Consider the following 13,562-nt stretch of genomic DNA (forward strand, 5'->3'; position numbering starts at 1 on the left):
ACCCAAGTCGACAGGGTGCGTCGACGCTTCAGGCGTCGACGCACCGCGAACCAGAAGTCCACAGGAGGACACCAGTGGCGAAGGCGAAGTTCGAGCGGACTAAGCCGCACGTCAACATCGGCACCATCGGTCACATCGACCACGGGAAGACGACGCTGACGGCGGCCATTACCAAGGTGCTCCACGACCGCATGCCGGACGTGAACCCCTACACCCCGTTCGACGAGATCGACAAGGCGCCGGAGGAGAAGGCCCGCGGCATCACGATCTCGATCGCGCACGTCGAGTACCAGACCGAAGCCCGGCACTACGCCCACGTTGACTGCCCGGGCCACGCCGACTACATCAAGAACATGATCACCGGTGCCGCGCAGATGGACGGCGCGATCCTGGTGGTCGCAGCGACCGACGGCCCCATGCCGCAGACCCGCGAGCACGTGCTGCTGGCCCGTCAGGTCGGCGTGCCCTACATCGTGGTGGCGCTGAACAAGAGCGACATGGTCGAGGACGAGGAGCTCCTGGAGCTCGTCGAGCTCGAGGTCCGTGAGCTCCTGTCGAGCCAGGAGTTCCCCGGCGACGACGCGCCGGTCGTGCGCGTCTCGGCCCTGAAGGCCCTCGAGGGCGACCCGAAGTGGTCGGACGCCCTCATGGAGCTCATGGGCGCCGTGGACAGCGCGATCCCGCAGCCCGAGCGTGAGACCGAGAAGCCGTTCCTCATGCCCGTCGAGGACGTCTTCACGATCACCGGTCGTGGCACCGTCGTCACCGGTCGTGTCGAGCGTGGCATCCTCAAGCCGAACGAGGAAGTCGAGATCGTCGGCATCAAGGCCAAGTCGATGAAGACCACCTGCACCGCCATCGAGATGTTCCGCAAGATCCTCGACGAGGCGCGCGCCGGTGAGAACGTCGGCCTGCTCCTGCGTGGTATCAAGCGCGAGGACGTCGAGCGCGGCATGGTCGTGGTGAAGCCGGGTAGCAACACCCCGCACACCGAGTTCGAGGCGACCGTCTACATCCTCTCCAAGGAGGAGGGTGGCCGGCACACCCCGTTCTTCCAGAACTACCGTCCGCAGTTCTACTTCCGTACCACGGACGTCACCGGCGTCGTCACGCTGCCCGAGGGCACCGAGATGGTCATGCCCGGCGACAACACCGGCATGACCGTGCAGCTCATCCAGCCGATCGCCATGGAGGAGAACCTCCGCTTCGCGATCCGCGAGGGTGGCCGCACCGTCGGCGCCGGCCGTGTGACGAAGATCCTCAAGTAAGGACCTGAAGCACCCCGATTTCACTTTGTCGCAAGTCATGCGGCATAATGGTCGGGTTGCGTCGCGGGGCGGTCGAGACTGCTCAATGAGAAGTCTCGACCGCTTCCGCGCGGCGTCAGTCCAAGCGACTGGCGCTCACCTCCGCGAACCGGGCGTGGCACGCCCTGGGGTAGGTCTCCTGCGCCACCAGCGGTCCTGCGAAGGACGTCGGCGGCGGAGCCTGGCCCTTGGCCGCGACACGCCCGACCGCGGGGGTCGGACAAACCAAATAGGCGGCACCGGACCCTTCGGGGTTCCGCGAGGTCGAGAGACCTCGCATGAGAGAGGGAACTGAAGCCACCATGGCGGGACAGAAGATCCGCATCCGGCTCAAGGCCTACGACCACGAGGTCGTCGACTCCTCGGCGCGGAAGATCGTCGAGACGGTCACGCGCACCGGGGCTCAGGTCGCTGGGCCGGTGCCGCTGCCCACTGAGATCAACCGCTACTGCGTGATCCGCTCGCCGCACAAGTACAAGGACTCGCGCGAGCACTTCGAGATGCGCACGCACAAGCGTCTGATCGACATCATCGACCCGACCCCGAAGACGGTTGACTCGCTCATGCGGCTCGACCTGCCGGCTGGTGTCGACATCGAGATCAAGCTGTAGGGACCGGACTTATGGACAGGCAAGTCAAGGGCATCCTGGGTGAGAAGCTCGGCATGACCCAGATCTGGGACAACGGCAAGGTCGTCCCGGTGACTGTGGTGCAGGCCGGCCCGTGCGTCGTGACCCAGGTGCGCACGGCTGACAACGACGGCTACTCCGCGGTCCAGCTCGCGTGGGGCCAGATCGACCCGCGCAAGGTCAACAAGCCGCGGTCGGGCCACTTCGCCAAGGCGGACGTCGCTCCCCGTCGGCACGTCGTCGAGCTGCGGACCACCGACGCCGGCGAGTACTCGCTCGGCCAGGAGATCACCGCGGACCTCTTCGCCGCCGGCCAGCGGATCGACGTCACCGGCCGGACCAAGGGCAAGGGCTACGCCGGTGTCATGAAGCGGCACGGCTTCCACGGCCTCCGCGCGAGCCACGGTGTCGAGCGCAAGCACCGCTCGCCCGGCTCCATCGGCGCCTGCGCGACCCCGGGTCGCGTCTTCAAGGGCGTGAAGATGGCCGGCCGCATGGGTGGGGCGCGCTTCACCGTGCAGAACCTGACCGTCCAGGCGGTCGAGCTGGAGCAGGGCCTGATCCTCATCAAGGGTGCGGTCCCCGGTCCGAAGGGCAGCCTCGTGCTGCTGCGGAGCGCCGCCAAGGTCGCGGTGAAGGCGCAGAAAGGTGGGATCACCAAGTGACCACCGTTGACATCAAGACGGCTGACGGCGCCACCAACGGCACCGTCGAGCTGCCGGACGACATCTTCGACGCGCAGGCCAGCATCCCGCTGCTGCACCAGGTCGTCGTCGCGCAGCTCGCCGCGGCCCGCCAGGGCACGCACAAGGTCAAGACCCGCGGGGAGGTGTCCGGCGGTGGCAAGAAGCCCTACAAGCAGAAGGGCACCGGCCGGGCCCGTCAGGGCTCGATCCGCGCGCCGCAGTTCACCGGCGGTGGCGTCACGCACGGCCCCGTGCCGCGTGACTACACCCAGCGGGTGAACAAGAAGATGAAGGCCGCCGCCCTGCGTGGCGCGCTCTCCGACCGGGCCCGCGAGGGTCGCATCCACGTCGTGGAGAACTTCATCAGCGGCGACACCCCGAAGACCAAGGACGCCCTGAAGGTGCTGCGCGGCATCACCGACGCGCGCCGGGTCCTCGTGGTCCTCCCGCGCGACGACGAGGCCAACTGGCTGAGCCTGCGCAACGAGCAGTCGGTGCACCTCCTGGTCGCCGACCAGCTCAACACGCACGACGTGCTCCTCGCCGACCAGGTCATCTTCACGACCGCGGCGCTGGACGAGTTCCTCGGCGTGCCGGCCGCCGGCGCTGCCGACGCCGCCGAGACCACAGAGGAGGCCTGATCATGGCGACGATCGCCGATCCACGCGACGTGATCATCCAGCCGGTGGTCTCTGAGAAGAGCTACAGCGAGCTCAACCGCAACTGGTACACGTTCCTGGTGCACCCGGACGCGAACAAGACCGAGATCAAGATCGCGATTCAGCAGATCTTCAACGTCCGCGTCCTGTCGGTCAACACCATCAACCGCGAAGGCAAGCGCAAGCGGACCCGCACTGGCTGGGGCAAGCGCAAGGACACGAAGCGGGCGATGGTCAAGCTCGCCGACGGTGACCGGATCGAAGCCTTCGGCGGACCGGTCAGCTGAGGGGTATAGACGATGGCTATCCGTAAATACAAGCCGACGACCCCGGGTCGTCGTGGTTCGAGTGTCGCCGACTTCGCCGAGATCACCCGATCGACGCCCGAGAAGTCGCTCCTCGTCCCGCTGCCCAGCAAGGGCGGACGCAACGTCCACGGCCGCGTCACCGCGCGCCACCAGGGCGGCGGCCACAAGCGTCAGTACCGGCTGATCGACTTCCGGCGGGCGGACAAGGACGGCATCCCCGCCAAGGTCGCGCACATCGAGTACGACCCCAACCGCACCGCGCGCATCGCGCTGCTGCACTACGCCGACGGCGAGAAGCGGTACATCATCGCGCCGAAGGACCTGAAGCAGGGCGACCGCGTCGAGGCCGGGGCCGGCGCCGACATCAAGCCGGGCAACAACCTGCCGCTGCGCAACATCCCGGTCGGCACCACCGTGCACGCGGTGGAGCTGCGCCCGGGTGGCGGCGCGAAGCTGGCCCGCTCGGCCGGCGTGGGCATCCAGCTGCTGGGCCGTGAGGGCCAGTACGCGACGCTGCGCATGCCGTCCGGCGAGATCCGGCGCGTCGAGGTCACCTGCCGGGCGACCGTCGGCGAGATCGGCAACGCCGACCAGTCGAACATCAACTGGGGCAAGGCCGGCCGCATGCGCTGGAAGGGCAAGCGCCCGACCGTCCGTGGTGTCGCCATGAACCCCATCGACCACCCGCACGGTGGTGGTGAGGGTAAGACCTCGGGTGGTCGCCACCCGGTCAACCCGAAGGGCAAGCCGGAGGGCCGCACGCGGCGCAAGGGCCAGCCGAGCGACCGACTCATCGTCCGTAGGCGTTACGCCACCCGGAAGCGCGGCTAAGGAGCCTGAGCAATGCCTCGCAGCCTCAAGAAGGGCCCGTTCGTCGACGACCACCTCATCAAGAAGGTGGAAGTCCAGAACGCCAAGAACTCCAAGAACGTCATCAAGACCTGGTCGCGCCGGTCGACGATCATCCCCGACATGCTCGGGCACACGATCGCCGTCCACGACGGGCGTAAGCACGTTCCCGTCTTCGTGACGGAGGCGATGGTCGGGCACAAGCTCGGCGAGTTCGCGCTGACCCGCACGTTCAAGGGTCACGAGAAGGACGACCGGAAGAGCCGCCGCCGCTAAGGCAGCCAACTAAAGGGGATTTCCCAATGCCAACGAAAGCAGCGGCGGCGCTGCCCGGTGCCCGGGCGATCGCGCGCCATGTGCGCGTGTCGCCCATGAAGGCCCGCCGGGTGGTGAACCTCGTCCGCGGCCTGCCCGCGCGCGACGCACTGACGGTGCTGCAGTTCGCCCCGCAGTCGGCGAGCGAGCCGGTCTACAAGGTGCTGGCGAGCGCCATCGCCAACGCAGAGAACAACGAGCGGCTCGACCCGGACTCGCTCCTGGTCGCCGAGGCGTACGTCGACGAGGGCCCGACGCTCAAGCGGTTCCGTCCGCGGGCGCAGGGTCGCGCGTACCGGATCCGCAAGCGGACCAGCCACATCACCATCGTGGTCGAGAGCGTCCCCGCTGCCCAGGCCCGCGCGGCCAAGGCCGGCGTGGCGAAGGCGACCAGGGCGGCGAAGGCCGTGACGCCGGAGACCGACGAGACCGACGAGGTCGAGGCGCCCGTGGCGAAGAAGGCCGCTCCGGCGAAGAAGGCCACGAAGGCGACGCCGAAGGCTGACGCCGAGGAAGGGACCGAGTAATGGGTCAGAAGGTTCACCCGCACGGGTTCCGGCTCGGCATCAGCACCGACTGGAAGTCCCGCTGGTACGCCGACAAGCTCTACAAGGACTACATCGCCGAGGACGTCAAGATCCGTCGGATGATGTCCAAGGGCCTGGAGCGCGCCGGCATCGCCAAGGTCGACATCGAGCGCACCCGCGACCGGGTCCGCGTGGACATCCACACGGCCCGCCCGGGCATCGTCATCGGCCGCAAGGGCGCCGAGGCCGACCGCATCCGCAACGAGCTCGAGAAGCTCACCGGCAAGCAGGTGCAGCTCAACATCCTCGAGGTGAAGAGCCCCGAGTCGGACGCGCAGCTCGTCGCGCAGGGCGTGGCCGAGCAGCTGTCCAGCCGGGTCAGCTTCCGCCGCGCGATGCGCAAGGCGATGCAGTCCGCGATGAAGAACACGCTCGTCAAGGGCATCCGGGTGCAGGTCTCCGGCCGCCTCGGCGGTGCCGAGATGAGCCGCACGGAGTTCTACCGTGAGGGTCGCGTTCCGCTGCACTCGCTGCGGGCCAACATCGAGTACGGCTTCTTCGAGGCCCGTACCACCTTCGGCCGCATCGGCGTGAAGGTCTGGATCTACAAGGGCGACGCCGTTCCGGGTCGCGAGGCGCCGGCCGAGGCCGCCGCTCCGCGCGGTGGCCGTCGCGAGCGCACCGACCGGCCCGAGCGGCCGCGTCGCGGGCGCTCCGGCTCCTCCGGCACGACCGCCGGTGGCACCGAGGCCGGCCGGGCCGCCGCTGCGGCGCAGGCCGCCGAGGTGACGCCCGACGCGGCCCCGGCGGAGTCCGCTCCGGCAGAGACGCCTCAGGAGGGCTGACGAATGCTGATCCCTCGTAAGCCCCCGAAGGGCTTCCGCAAGCCGCACCACCCGGACCGTCACGGTCCGGCCAAGGGCGGCACCCGCGTGGTCTTCGGTGAGTTCGGTATCCAGGCCCTCGAGCCCGCGTACATCACGAACCGCCAGATCGAGGCGGCCCGTATCGCCATGACCCGGCACATCCGTCGTGGCGGCAAGGTCTGGATCACGATCTTCCCGGACCGCTCCATCACCAAGAAGCCGGCCGAGACCCGCATGGGTTCCGGCAAGGGCTCCCCCGAGTGGTGGGTGGCCAACATCAAGCCGGGCCGGATCCTGTTCGAGATGTCGTTCCCGAACGAGCAGATCGCCCGCGAGGCAATGCGCCGCGCGATCCACAAGCTTCCGCTGAAGTGCCGGATCGTCACGCGTGAAGGGGCTGATGTCTGATGGCCGCCGGAATCAAGGCGACCGAGCTGCGCGAGCTGTCCGACGAGAGTCTGGTCGAGAAGCTCCGGGAAGCGAAGGCGGAGCTGTTCAACCTCCGCGTCCAGTCGGCCACCGGCCAGCTGGACAACCACGGGCGGTTGCAGATCATCCGCAAGGACATCGCCCGGATCTACACGATCATGCGCGAGCGCGAGCTGGGTCTCTCAGCCGCGCCCGACGCTGTGGCTGAGGTGGCATGAGCATGAGCGAGCAGACGACCGAGAGCACCGAGGTGCGCGGCCGCCGCAAGGTCCGCGAGGGCCTCGTGGTCAGCGACAAGATGAACAAGACCGTCGTCGTGGCGGTCGAGGACCAGGTCAAGCACCCGCTGTACGGCAAGGTCATGCGCCGCACCAACAAGCTCAAGGCGCACGACGAGCAGAACGCGTGTGGTGTCGGCGACCGGGTGCTGCTCATGGAGACCCGGCCGCTGTCCGCCACCAAGCGCTGGCGGGTCGTGGAGATCCTCGAAAAGGCCAAGTAAGGCCGTCGTTCCGCCAAGCTCGGCACCGGCCCTCGAAGCGCCGGTGCCGAGAACTGGCAGACATTAGGAGACAAGCGTGATTCAGCAGGAGTCGCGGCTGCGCGTCGCCGACAACACGGGTGCCCGGGAGATCCTGTGCATCCGTGTGCTCGGTGGCTCGGGTCGCCGCTATGCAGGCATCGGCGACATCATCGTGGCCACCGTGAAGGACGCCATCCCGGGCGCCGGCGTGAAGAAGGGTGACGTGGTCAAGGCCGTCGTCGTCCGGACCACAAAGGAACGGCGCCGGCCGGACGGGTCCTACATCCGGTTCGACGAGAACGCCGCCGTGATCATCAAGGACGGCGGTGACCCCCGTGGTACCCGCATCTTCGGCCCGGTCGGGCGTGAGCTCCGGGACAAGCGTTTCATGAAGATCATCTCGCTCGCGCCGGAGGTGTTGTAACCATGAAGGTCAAAAAGGGCGACACCGTCCTGGTCATCGCGGGCAAGGACAAGGGCACCCGGGGCAAGGTCCTCACCGCCCTCCCGCGCGAGGACAAGGTCATCGTCGAGGGCGTGAACCGCGTCAAGAAGCACACCCGGATCCGCACCACCCAGCGTGGTTCGAAGACCGGTGGCATCGTGACGCAGGAAGCCGCCATCCACGTCTCCAACGTGATGGTGATCGACTCGGACAACAAGCCGACCCGCGTCGGTGCCCGCATCGATGAGGACGGCGTCAAGACCCGCACGTCGCGTCGCTCCGGTAAGGATCTGTGATGACGACGGTCGACAAGGTGAACCCGCGCCTCAAGCAGCGCTACCGCGACGAGATCGCCGGCAAGCTGCAGGAGCAGTTCAAGTACGCCAACGTGATGCAGATCCCGGGTGTCGTCAAGGTCGTCGTCAACATGGGCGTCGGCGAGGCGGCCCGCGACTCGAAGCTGATCGACGGCGCGGTCCGCGACCTGGCCACGATCACCGGCCAGAAGCCGCAGATCCGCCGGGCGACCAAGTCCATCGCGCAGTTCAAGCTGCGTGAGGGTATGCCGATCGGCGCGAAGGTCACGCTCCGCAACGACCGGATGTGGGAGTTCCTCGACCGGCTGCTGTCGATCGCACTGCCGCGTATCCGCGACTTCCGCGGTCTCGACGGGCGCAAGCTCGACGGCAACGGCAACTACACCTTCGGTCTCACCGAGCAGTCGGTGTTCCACGAGATCGACCAGGACCGCATCGACCGGCCGCGAGGGATGGACATCACCGTGGTCACCACCGCTCGCACGGACGAGGAAGGTCGCGCGCTGCTCAAGCTGCTCGGCTTCCCCTTCCGTGAGAACTAGGGAGAACTGACCAATGGCGAAGAAGGCCCTCATCCTCAAGGCCGCCGCGAAGCCCAAGTTCGCGGTCCGCGCTTACACCCGCTGCCAGCGCTGCGGCCGGCCCAAGGCCGTGTACCGGAAGTTCGGGCTGTGCCGCGTGTGCATCCGTGAGATGGCGCACCGCGGCGAGCTGCCCGGCGTCTCCAAGGCCTCCTGGTAAACCTCCTTCGCCGTAGGCCCGCCCACAGCGGCGAGGAACCGCGGCGAGAAAGGCTGACAAAGCAATGACCATGACCGACCCGATCGCAGACATGCTGACGCGTCTGCGCAACGCCAACCAGGCGTACCACGACCGGGTGTCGATGCCCTACTCGAAGATCAAGGCGAACATCGCCGAGGTGCTCAAGTCCGAGGGCTACGTGTCCTCGTGGCAGGTTCAGGAGCCGGACGAGGGCAAGGTCGGCAAGACGCTGATCGTTGAACTCAAGTACGGCCAGAGCCGTGAGCGCAGCCTCGCCGGCATCCGCCGCGTCTCGAAGCCCGGTCTCCGGGTGTACGCGAAGTCGGTGGAGATGCCGCGCGTGCTCGGTGGCCTCGGTGTGGCCATCATCTCGACGTCCCAAGGGCTGCTCACCGACCGGCAGGCCCGCAAGCGAGGGGTGGGCGGGGAAGTCCTCGCCTACGTCTGGTAAGGGAGAGCCTTCAATGTCTCGAATCGGACGTAAGCCCATCGCGGTGCCCGCCGGCGTTGACCTGCGGGTCGACGGTCAGGTCGTCACCGTCAAGGGACCCAAGGGCGAGCTGAACCACACGATCGCCGAGCCCATCACGCTGGAGAAGGCCGAGGACGGCTCCTTCTCCGTCGTGCGCCCCAACGACGAGCGCAAGGCCAAGGAGCTGCACGGCCTGACCCGCACGCTCATCGCGAACATGGTCATCGGCGTTACCGAGGGCTACCGCAAGAGCCTCGAGATCGCCGGCACCGGTTACCGCGTCACCGCGAAGGGCGCCGACCTGGAGTTCGCGCTCGGGTTCTCCCACCCCGTGCTCGTGACGCCCCCCGCGGGCATCACGTTCACCGTCGAGCGGCCGACGCTGTTCCACATCGCCGGCATCGACAAGCAGCAGGTGGGCGAGGTCGCCGCCAACATCCGCAAGATCCGCCCGCCGGAGCCGTACAAGGGCAAGGGCGTGAAGTACCAGGGCGAGGTCATCCGCCGTAAGGCTGGAAAGGCAGGCAAGAAGTGAGCGCCACGCTGCTCAAGCGCCGCAACGCAGGCGGCACCGCCGCGGCGCGCCGAGTCGGGCGCGCACGCCGGCACTTCCGCATCCGCAAGCACGTCAGTGGCACCGCCGAGCGTCCGCGCCTGGTCGTCACCCGCTCGCTGCGGAACATCACGGCGCAGATCGTCGACGACCTCAAGGGCCACACGCTGGCCTCTGCGTCGACGCTCGACGCGAGCATCCGCGGCACCGACGGCGACAAGAAGGCGCTGGCCACCAAGGTCGGCACCCTCCTCGCCGAGCGGGCGAAGGCCGCGGGTGTCGGCAAGGTCGTCTTCGACCGTGGCGGAAACCGTTACGCCGGCCGCATCGCGGCCCTGGCTGACGCCGCCCGCGAAGCCGGACTCGAATTCTAGGAAAGGGAACGTTCATGCCTGGTCCTCAGCGCAGGGGCGGCGGGTCCGGTGGGAACACCGAAGGTGGCGGCCGTCGCGAGAATCGTCGCGAAGGAGGCGGCCGCGGCAACGCGCCCGCCGAGAAGACCCCGCACCTCGAGCGGGTCGTCGCGATCAACCGTGTCGCCAAGGTCGTGAAGGGTGGTCGTCGCTTCAGCTTCACCGCCCTCGTCATCGTCGGTGACGGCGACGGCACCGTCGGCGTCGGTTACGGAAAGGCCAAGGAGGTGCCCGCGGCCATCGCCAAGGGCGTCGAGGAGGCCAAGAAGCACTTCTTCAAGGTGCCGCGGATCGCGGCCTCGATCCCGCACCCGGTGATCGGCGAGGACGCCGCCGGCGTCGTGCTGCTCAAGCCGGCCTCCGCCGGTACCGGCGTCATCGCCGGTGGCCCGGTGCGTGCCGTCCTGGAGTGCGCGGGCATCCACGACGTGCTCTCCAAGAGCCTCGGCTCCTCGAACGCGATCAACATCGTCCACGCGACGGTGGCGGCGCTGAAGAAGCTCGAGGCGCCGGAGGCCGTGGCCTCCCGTCGTGGTCTGCCGGTCGAGGACGTCGCTCCGGCGGCCATGCTGGCCCAGCGGGCCGGGGTCGGTGCATGACCATGGCGCGCCTGAAGGTCACCCAGATCCGGTCCGAGATCGGCACCAAGCAGAACCAGCGGGACACGCTGCGTTCGCTCGGTCTGAAGCGGATCCGCGACGTCGTCGTCAAGGAAGACCGTCCGGAGATCCGCGGCATGATCCACACCGTGACGCACCTGGTCACCGTGGAAGAGGTGGAGTAATCCGATGACGATCAAACTGCACCACCTGCGGCCCGCCCCGGGCGCCAAGACCGCGAAGACCCGTGTCGGTCGCGGTGAGGGCTCCAAGGGAAAGACCGCCGGTCGTGGCACCAAGGGCTCCAAGGCCCGCAAGAACATCTCGGCGGCGTTCGAGGGTGGGCAGATGCCCCTCCACATGCGCCTGCCGAAGCTCAAGGGCTTCAAGAACCGCAACCGCATCGAGTTCCAGGTCGTGAACCTGGCCCGCCTCGCGGAGCTGTTCCCGAAGGGCGGCACCATCGGGGTCGACGAGCTCGTCGACGCCGGCGCCGTCCGTAAGGGCGAGCTGGTCAAGGTCCTCGGCGACGGGGAGCTCGGCGGCGTGAAGCTGCAGGTCAGTGCGCACAAGTTCAGTGCGACGGCCAAGGAGAAGCTGGAAGCAGCGGGCGGCACCGCCACGCTGCTCGGCGGCTCCGCAGCGGAGTAGAGAACGCGCTACCGTGGCGTCCACCGGAGCATCTTTGGTGGGCGCCACGCGGTGCCTCAAGGACAGTCGGAGCACCACCCGAAGGACCACCTGAAAAGCTGAGGGATCGCCAGGGCGTGATGTGCTGCGGGCATCCTGTTAGAGTCCGTTGCGCAGTAACACGCTCTGCTCAGCCGTTCAGTCGCACCACCCGTACCAAACGCACCACCAGGACCCCACCTCGTCGGCCGACCGGCCGCCTTGCGCAGGAGGAAGAACGTTGCTCTCCGCCTTTGCCAGCGCGTTTCGCACGCCTGACCTGCGCAACAAAATCCTGTTCACATTGCTGATGATCGCGCTCTACCGGGTGGGTGCCACGCTCCCCAGCCCCGGTGTGTCGTTCGGCAACGTGCAGAAGTGCCTCGACATCGTCGAGAGCGGTGACAGCAGCAACGTCGCGACGCTGCTGAACCTGTTCTCCGGTGGCGCGCTGCTGCAACTTTCAGTCTTCGCGCTCGGCATCATGCCGTACATCACCGCGAGCATCATCCTGCAGCTGCTGACGGTCGTGATCCCGCGCCTGGAGCAGCTGCGCAAGGAAGGCCAGTCCGGCCAGGCGAAGATCACCCAGTACACGCGCTACCTCACCCTCGGGCTCGGTGTGCTGCAGGCCTCGGCGATCGTCGCCCTGGCGCGGTCCGGCCAGCTCTTCAACGGCGCGTGCGACCAGACGCAGTTCCCGGTCATCCCGGACACCGGCAAGATCCCGCTGTGGCTGACGCTCACCGTGCTGGTCATCACGATGACCGCCGGCACCGGCATGGTCATGTGGTTCGGCGAGCTGGTCACGGACCGCGGCGTCGGCAACGGCATGTCCGTCCTGATCTTCACCTCGATCGCCGCCCGGCTCCCCAACGAGGGCCTCTCGATCTTCCAGGACGACAAGACCACGTTCTTCGTCATCGTGGGCCTCGCGGTCGTCGTCATCGCCTTCGTGGTCTTCCTCGAGCAGGCCCAGCGTCGCATCCCGGTGCAATACGCGAAGCGCATGATCGGCCGCCGCATGTACGGCGGGACGTCGACCTACATCCCGCTGAAGGTCAACCAGGCGGGTGTCATCCCGGTCATCTTCGCCTCGTCGCTGCTCTACCTGCCCGACCTGATCACCAGGTTCGCCGGGTCGGACACGACCAACAAGACCGTCCTGTGGATCCAGCGCAACATCGTCGCCCAGGACAAGCCGGCGCACATCATCCTCTACTTCATGTTGATCATCTTCTTCACGTACTTCTACGTGTCGATCACGTTCAACCCCACTGAGGTCGCGGACAACATGCGCAAGTACGGCGGGTTCGTCCCCGGTATCCGGCCGGGCAAGCCGACCGCCGAGTATCTTGACTTCATCCTCAGCCGCATCACCCTCCCCGGCGCGCTCTACCTGGGCATCATCTCGATCCTGCCCAACCTGCTCATCGGGGTCGTCGGTGGCGGACAGGCTCTGCAGAACTTCCCGTTCGGCGGCACCGCGGTGCTCATTATTGTTGGTGTGGGCCTCGAAACGGTGAAGCAGATCGAGAGCCAGCTCATGCAGCGCAACTACGAAGGGTTCCTCCGGTAGTGAGGCTGGTGCTGGTAGGTCCCCCCGGGGCGGGCAAGGGGACTCAGGCCGAGTTCATCGCCGCGCACCTCGCCGTGCCCAAAATCTCCACGGGGGACATCTTCCGGGCCAACGTCGGGCAGGGCACCCCGCTCGGCGTCGAGGCGAAGCGCTACATGGACGCCGGCCAGCTCGTCCCCGACGAGGTCACCATCAACATGGTGTCCGACCGCCTGTCGGAGGGCGACGCGGCCGACGGCTTCCTCCTCGACGGCTTCCCGCGCACCGTCCCGCAGGCCAACGCCCTCGACAAGCTCCTCGCCGACCTCGGCACCGGGCTCGACATCGTGCTCGAGCTCGTCGTGGAGAACGAAGAGGTCATCCGGCGGCTCTCGGGCCGCCGGACCTGCCGCGGGTGCGGCAAGATCTGGCACGTCGAGTTCGACGCGCCGACCCACGAGGGCGTGTGCGACCGCTGCGGCGGCGAGCTCTTCCAGCGCGACGACGACAAGGCCGAGACGATCGCCGAGCGGCTGAAGGTCTACGCCCGGGACACCTCGCCCCTCGTCGACTACTACGGCGCGCAGGGCAAGCTGGTGGGCATCGACGCCACCGGACCGGTCGAGGACATCACGGTCCGCGCGATCGACGCCCTGCGCTCCTACGGCGGCTGACC

23 protein-coding genes and 1 pseudogene are annotated in these 13,562 nt (G+C 67.7%); all 24 read left to right on the forward strand.

Annotation, left to right across the window (positions count from 1 at the left end):
- Window positions 1–74 precede the first annotated feature (74 nt).
- Window positions 75–1,268, forward strand: coding sequence for an elongation factor Tu (gene tuf, locus AB0J72_RS10550; protein ID WP_344501837.1), 1,194 nt, complete (start codon window positions 75–77; stop codon window positions 1,266–1,268).
- Between the two features lie 341 nt (window positions 1,269–1,609).
- Entirely contained in the window at window positions 1,610–1,918 is a 309-nt protein-coding gene (gene rpsJ / locus AB0J72_RS10555) for a 30S ribosomal protein S10 (protein ID WP_018347762.1), read from the forward strand.
- A gap of 11 nt (window positions 1,919–1,929) precedes the next feature.
- Entirely contained in the window at window positions 1,930–2,601 is a 672-nt protein-coding gene (gene rplC / locus AB0J72_RS10560) for a 50S ribosomal protein L3 (protein WP_360557892.1), read from the forward strand.
- On the forward strand, window positions 2,598–3,263 hold the full coding sequence (gene rplD / locus AB0J72_RS10565) for a 50S ribosomal protein L4 (protein WP_354890827.1): 666 nt from the start codon (window positions 2,598–2,600) through the stop codon (window positions 3,261–3,263). Before rplC ends, rplD begins: the two co-directional genes overlap by 4 nt.
- A gap of 2 nt (window positions 3,264–3,265) precedes the next feature.
- Window positions 3,266–3,568 (forward strand): 50S ribosomal protein L23, encoded by a 303-nt coding sequence (rplW, locus tag AB0J72_RS10570; protein ID WP_203845079.1) that lies wholly within the window; start codon window positions 3,266–3,268, stop codon window positions 3,566–3,568.
- 12 nt (window positions 3,569–3,580) lie between these two features.
- Entirely contained in the window at window positions 3,581–4,420 is an 840-nt protein-coding gene (gene rplB, locus AB0J72_RS10575) for a 50S ribosomal protein L2 (RefSeq protein ID WP_344501834.1), read from the forward strand.
- A gap of 12 nt (window positions 4,421–4,432) precedes the next feature.
- Window positions 4,433–4,714, forward strand: a complete 282-nt coding sequence (gene rpsS / locus AB0J72_RS10580) for a 30S ribosomal protein S19 (protein ID WP_203845081.1) — start codon at window positions 4,433–4,435, stop codon at window positions 4,712–4,714.
- 26 nt (window positions 4,715–4,740) lie between these two features.
- Window positions 4,741–5,106: pseudogene (rplV, locus tag AB0J72_RS10585) on the forward strand (50S ribosomal protein L22); the annotation flags it as partial.
- A gap of 173 nt (window positions 5,107–5,279) precedes the next feature.
- On the forward strand, window positions 5,280–6,125 hold the full coding sequence (gene rpsC / locus AB0J72_RS10590; protein WP_344501833.1) for a 30S ribosomal protein S3: 846 nt from the start codon (window positions 5,280–5,282) through the stop codon (window positions 6,123–6,125).
- Between the two features lie 3 nt (window positions 6,126–6,128).
- Window positions 6,129–6,554: a 50S ribosomal protein L16 gene (gene rplP / locus AB0J72_RS10595; protein WP_190249381.1), complete on the forward strand. Its 426-nt coding sequence runs from the start codon at window positions 6,129–6,131 to the stop codon at window positions 6,552–6,554.
- A complete protein-coding gene (rpmC, locus tag AB0J72_RS10600) occupies window positions 6,554–6,793 on the forward strand; it encodes a 50S ribosomal protein L29 (RefSeq protein ID WP_344501832.1) in 240 nt (79 codons plus the stop codon). Before rplP ends, rpmC begins: the two co-directional genes overlap by 1 nt.
- Window positions 6,794–6,795: 2 nt before the next feature.
- Window positions 6,796–7,077, forward strand: coding sequence for a 30S ribosomal protein S17 (gene rpsQ, locus AB0J72_RS10605; protein WP_203845086.1), 282 nt, complete (start codon window positions 6,796–6,798; stop codon window positions 7,075–7,077).
- 76 nt (window positions 7,078–7,153) lie between these two features.
- The gene (gene rplN / locus AB0J72_RS10610; RefSeq protein WP_033357657.1) at window positions 7,154–7,522 is read left to right on the forward strand and encodes a 50S ribosomal protein L14; all 369 of its coding nucleotides are present in this window, start codon (window positions 7,154–7,156) and stop codon (window positions 7,520–7,522) included.
- Between the two features lie 2 nt (window positions 7,523–7,524).
- A complete protein-coding gene (rplX, locus tag AB0J72_RS10615) occupies window positions 7,525–7,839 on the forward strand; it encodes a 50S ribosomal protein L24 (RefSeq protein WP_033357656.1) in 315 nt (104 codons plus the stop codon).
- Window positions 7,839–8,402, forward strand: a complete 564-nt coding sequence (rplE, locus tag AB0J72_RS10620; RefSeq protein ID WP_344501831.1) for a 50S ribosomal protein L5 — start codon at window positions 7,839–7,841, stop codon at window positions 8,400–8,402. Before rplX ends, rplE begins: the two co-directional genes overlap by 1 nt.
- Window positions 8,403–8,415: 13 nt before the next feature.
- Complete coding sequence (locus AB0J72_RS10625) at window positions 8,416–8,601, forward strand: type Z 30S ribosomal protein S14 (protein ID WP_033342853.1); 186 nt, start codon at window positions 8,416–8,418, stop codon at window positions 8,599–8,601.
- Window positions 8,602–8,665: 64 nt separating this feature from the next.
- Window positions 8,666–9,073: a 30S ribosomal protein S8 gene (gene rpsH, locus AB0J72_RS10630; RefSeq protein WP_344501830.1), complete on the forward strand. Its 408-nt coding sequence runs from the start codon at window positions 8,666–8,668 to the stop codon at window positions 9,071–9,073.
- 13 nt (window positions 9,074–9,086) lie between these two features.
- Window positions 9,087–9,629, forward strand: a complete 543-nt coding sequence (rplF, locus tag AB0J72_RS10635) for a 50S ribosomal protein L6 (protein ID WP_344501829.1) — start codon at window positions 9,087–9,089, stop codon at window positions 9,627–9,629.
- 8 nt (window positions 9,630–9,637) lie between these two features.
- Entirely contained in the window at window positions 9,638–10,021 is a 384-nt protein-coding gene (gene rplR, locus AB0J72_RS10640; RefSeq protein ID WP_363397606.1) for a 50S ribosomal protein L18, read from the forward strand.
- A 14-nt stretch (window positions 10,022–10,035) separates the two neighbouring features.
- Window positions 10,036–10,659: a 30S ribosomal protein S5 gene (rpsE, locus tag AB0J72_RS10645; protein ID WP_363397293.1), complete on the forward strand. Its 624-nt coding sequence runs from the start codon at window positions 10,036–10,038 to the stop codon at window positions 10,657–10,659.
- 2 nt (window positions 10,660–10,661) lie between these two features.
- Window positions 10,662–10,844, forward strand: coding sequence for a 50S ribosomal protein L30 (rpmD, locus tag AB0J72_RS10650; RefSeq protein WP_033357651.1), 183 nt, complete (start codon window positions 10,662–10,664; stop codon window positions 10,842–10,844).
- Between the two features lie 4 nt (window positions 10,845–10,848).
- Window positions 10,849–11,310: a 50S ribosomal protein L15 gene (gene rplO, locus AB0J72_RS10655; RefSeq protein WP_363397296.1), complete on the forward strand. Its 462-nt coding sequence runs from the start codon at window positions 10,849–10,851 to the stop codon at window positions 11,308–11,310.
- Between the two features lie 259 nt (window positions 11,311–11,569).
- Window positions 11,570–12,907, forward strand: coding sequence for a preprotein translocase subunit SecY (gene secY, locus AB0J72_RS10660; protein WP_344501826.1), 1,338 nt, complete (start codon window positions 11,570–11,572; stop codon window positions 12,905–12,907).
- Window positions 12,907–13,560 carry an adenylate kinase gene (locus AB0J72_RS10665; protein WP_344501825.1) on the forward strand — a complete coding sequence of 218 codons (654 nt, stop codon included), beginning with the start codon at window positions 12,907–12,909 and terminating at the stop codon, window positions 13,558–13,560. The genes secY and AB0J72_RS10665 overlap by 1 nt, the downstream gene beginning before the upstream one ends.
- Window positions 13,561–13,562 lie beyond the last annotated feature (2 nt).

Source organism: Dactylosporangium sp. NPDC049742 (genome assembly GCF_040674675.1).
Lineage (GTDB): Bacteria > Actinomycetota > Actinomycetes > Mycobacteriales > Micromonosporaceae > Dactylosporangium > Dactylosporangium maewongense.

What these genes read in the sequence shown, in the direction of transcription:
- rplE (WP_344501831.1), top strand. Translation starts at nt 7,839, where the DNA reads ATGACGACGGTCGACAAGGTGAACCCGCGCCTCAAGCAGCGCTACCGC.
- rpsS (WP_203845081.1), top strand. Translation starts at nt 4,433, where the DNA reads ATGCCTCGCAGCCTCAAGAAGGGCCCGTTCGTCGACGACCACCTCATC.
- rplF (WP_344501829.1), top strand. Translation starts at nt 9,087, where the DNA reads ATGTCTCGAATCGGACGTAAGCCCATCGCGGTGCCCGCCGGCGTTGAC.
- rpsJ (WP_018347762.1), top strand. Translation starts at nt 1,610, where the DNA reads ATGGCGGGACAGAAGATCCGCATCCGGCTCAAGGCCTACGACCACGAG.
- rpmC (WP_344501832.1), top strand. Translation starts at nt 6,554, where the DNA reads ATGGCCGCCGGAATCAAGGCGACCGAGCTGCGCGAGCTGTCCGACGAG.
- rpsQ (WP_203845086.1), top strand. Translation starts at nt 6,796, where the DNA reads ATGAGCGAGCAGACGACCGAGAGCACCGAGGTGCGCGGCCGCCGCAAG.
- rplO (WP_363397296.1), top strand. Translation starts at nt 10,849, where the DNA reads ATGACGATCAAACTGCACCACCTGCGGCCCGCCCCGGGCGCCAAGACC.
- rplW (WP_203845079.1), top strand. Translation starts at nt 3,266, where the DNA reads ATGGCGACGATCGCCGATCCACGCGACGTGATCATCCAGCCGGTGGTC.
- rplC (WP_360557892.1), top strand. Translation starts at nt 1,930, where the DNA reads ATGGACAGGCAAGTCAAGGGCATCCTGGGTGAGAAGCTCGGCATGACC.
- rpmD (WP_033357651.1), top strand. Translation starts at nt 10,662, where the DNA reads ATGGCGCGCCTGAAGGTCACCCAGATCCGGTCCGAGATCGGCACCAAG.
- rpsH (WP_344501830.1), top strand. Translation starts at nt 8,666, where the DNA reads ATGACCATGACCGACCCGATCGCAGACATGCTGACGCGTCTGCGCAAC.
- rplP (WP_190249381.1), top strand. Translation starts at nt 6,129, where the DNA reads ATGCTGATCCCTCGTAAGCCCCCGAAGGGCTTCCGCAAGCCGCACCAC.
- rplB (WP_344501834.1), top strand. Translation starts at nt 3,581, where the DNA reads ATGGCTATCCGTAAATACAAGCCGACGACCCCGGGTCGTCGTGGTTCG.
- rpsC (WP_344501833.1), top strand. Translation starts at nt 5,280, where the DNA reads ATGGGTCAGAAGGTTCACCCGCACGGGTTCCGGCTCGGCATCAGCACC.
- AB0J72_RS10625 (WP_033342853.1), top strand. Translation starts at nt 8,416, where the DNA reads ATGGCGAAGAAGGCCCTCATCCTCAAGGCCGCCGCGAAGCCCAAGTTC.
- rplX (WP_033357656.1), top strand. Translation starts at nt 7,525, where the DNA reads ATGAAGGTCAAAAAGGGCGACACCGTCCTGGTCATCGCGGGCAAGGAC.
- rpsE (WP_363397293.1), top strand. Translation starts at nt 10,036, where the DNA reads ATGCCTGGTCCTCAGCGCAGGGGCGGCGGGTCCGGTGGGAACACCGAA.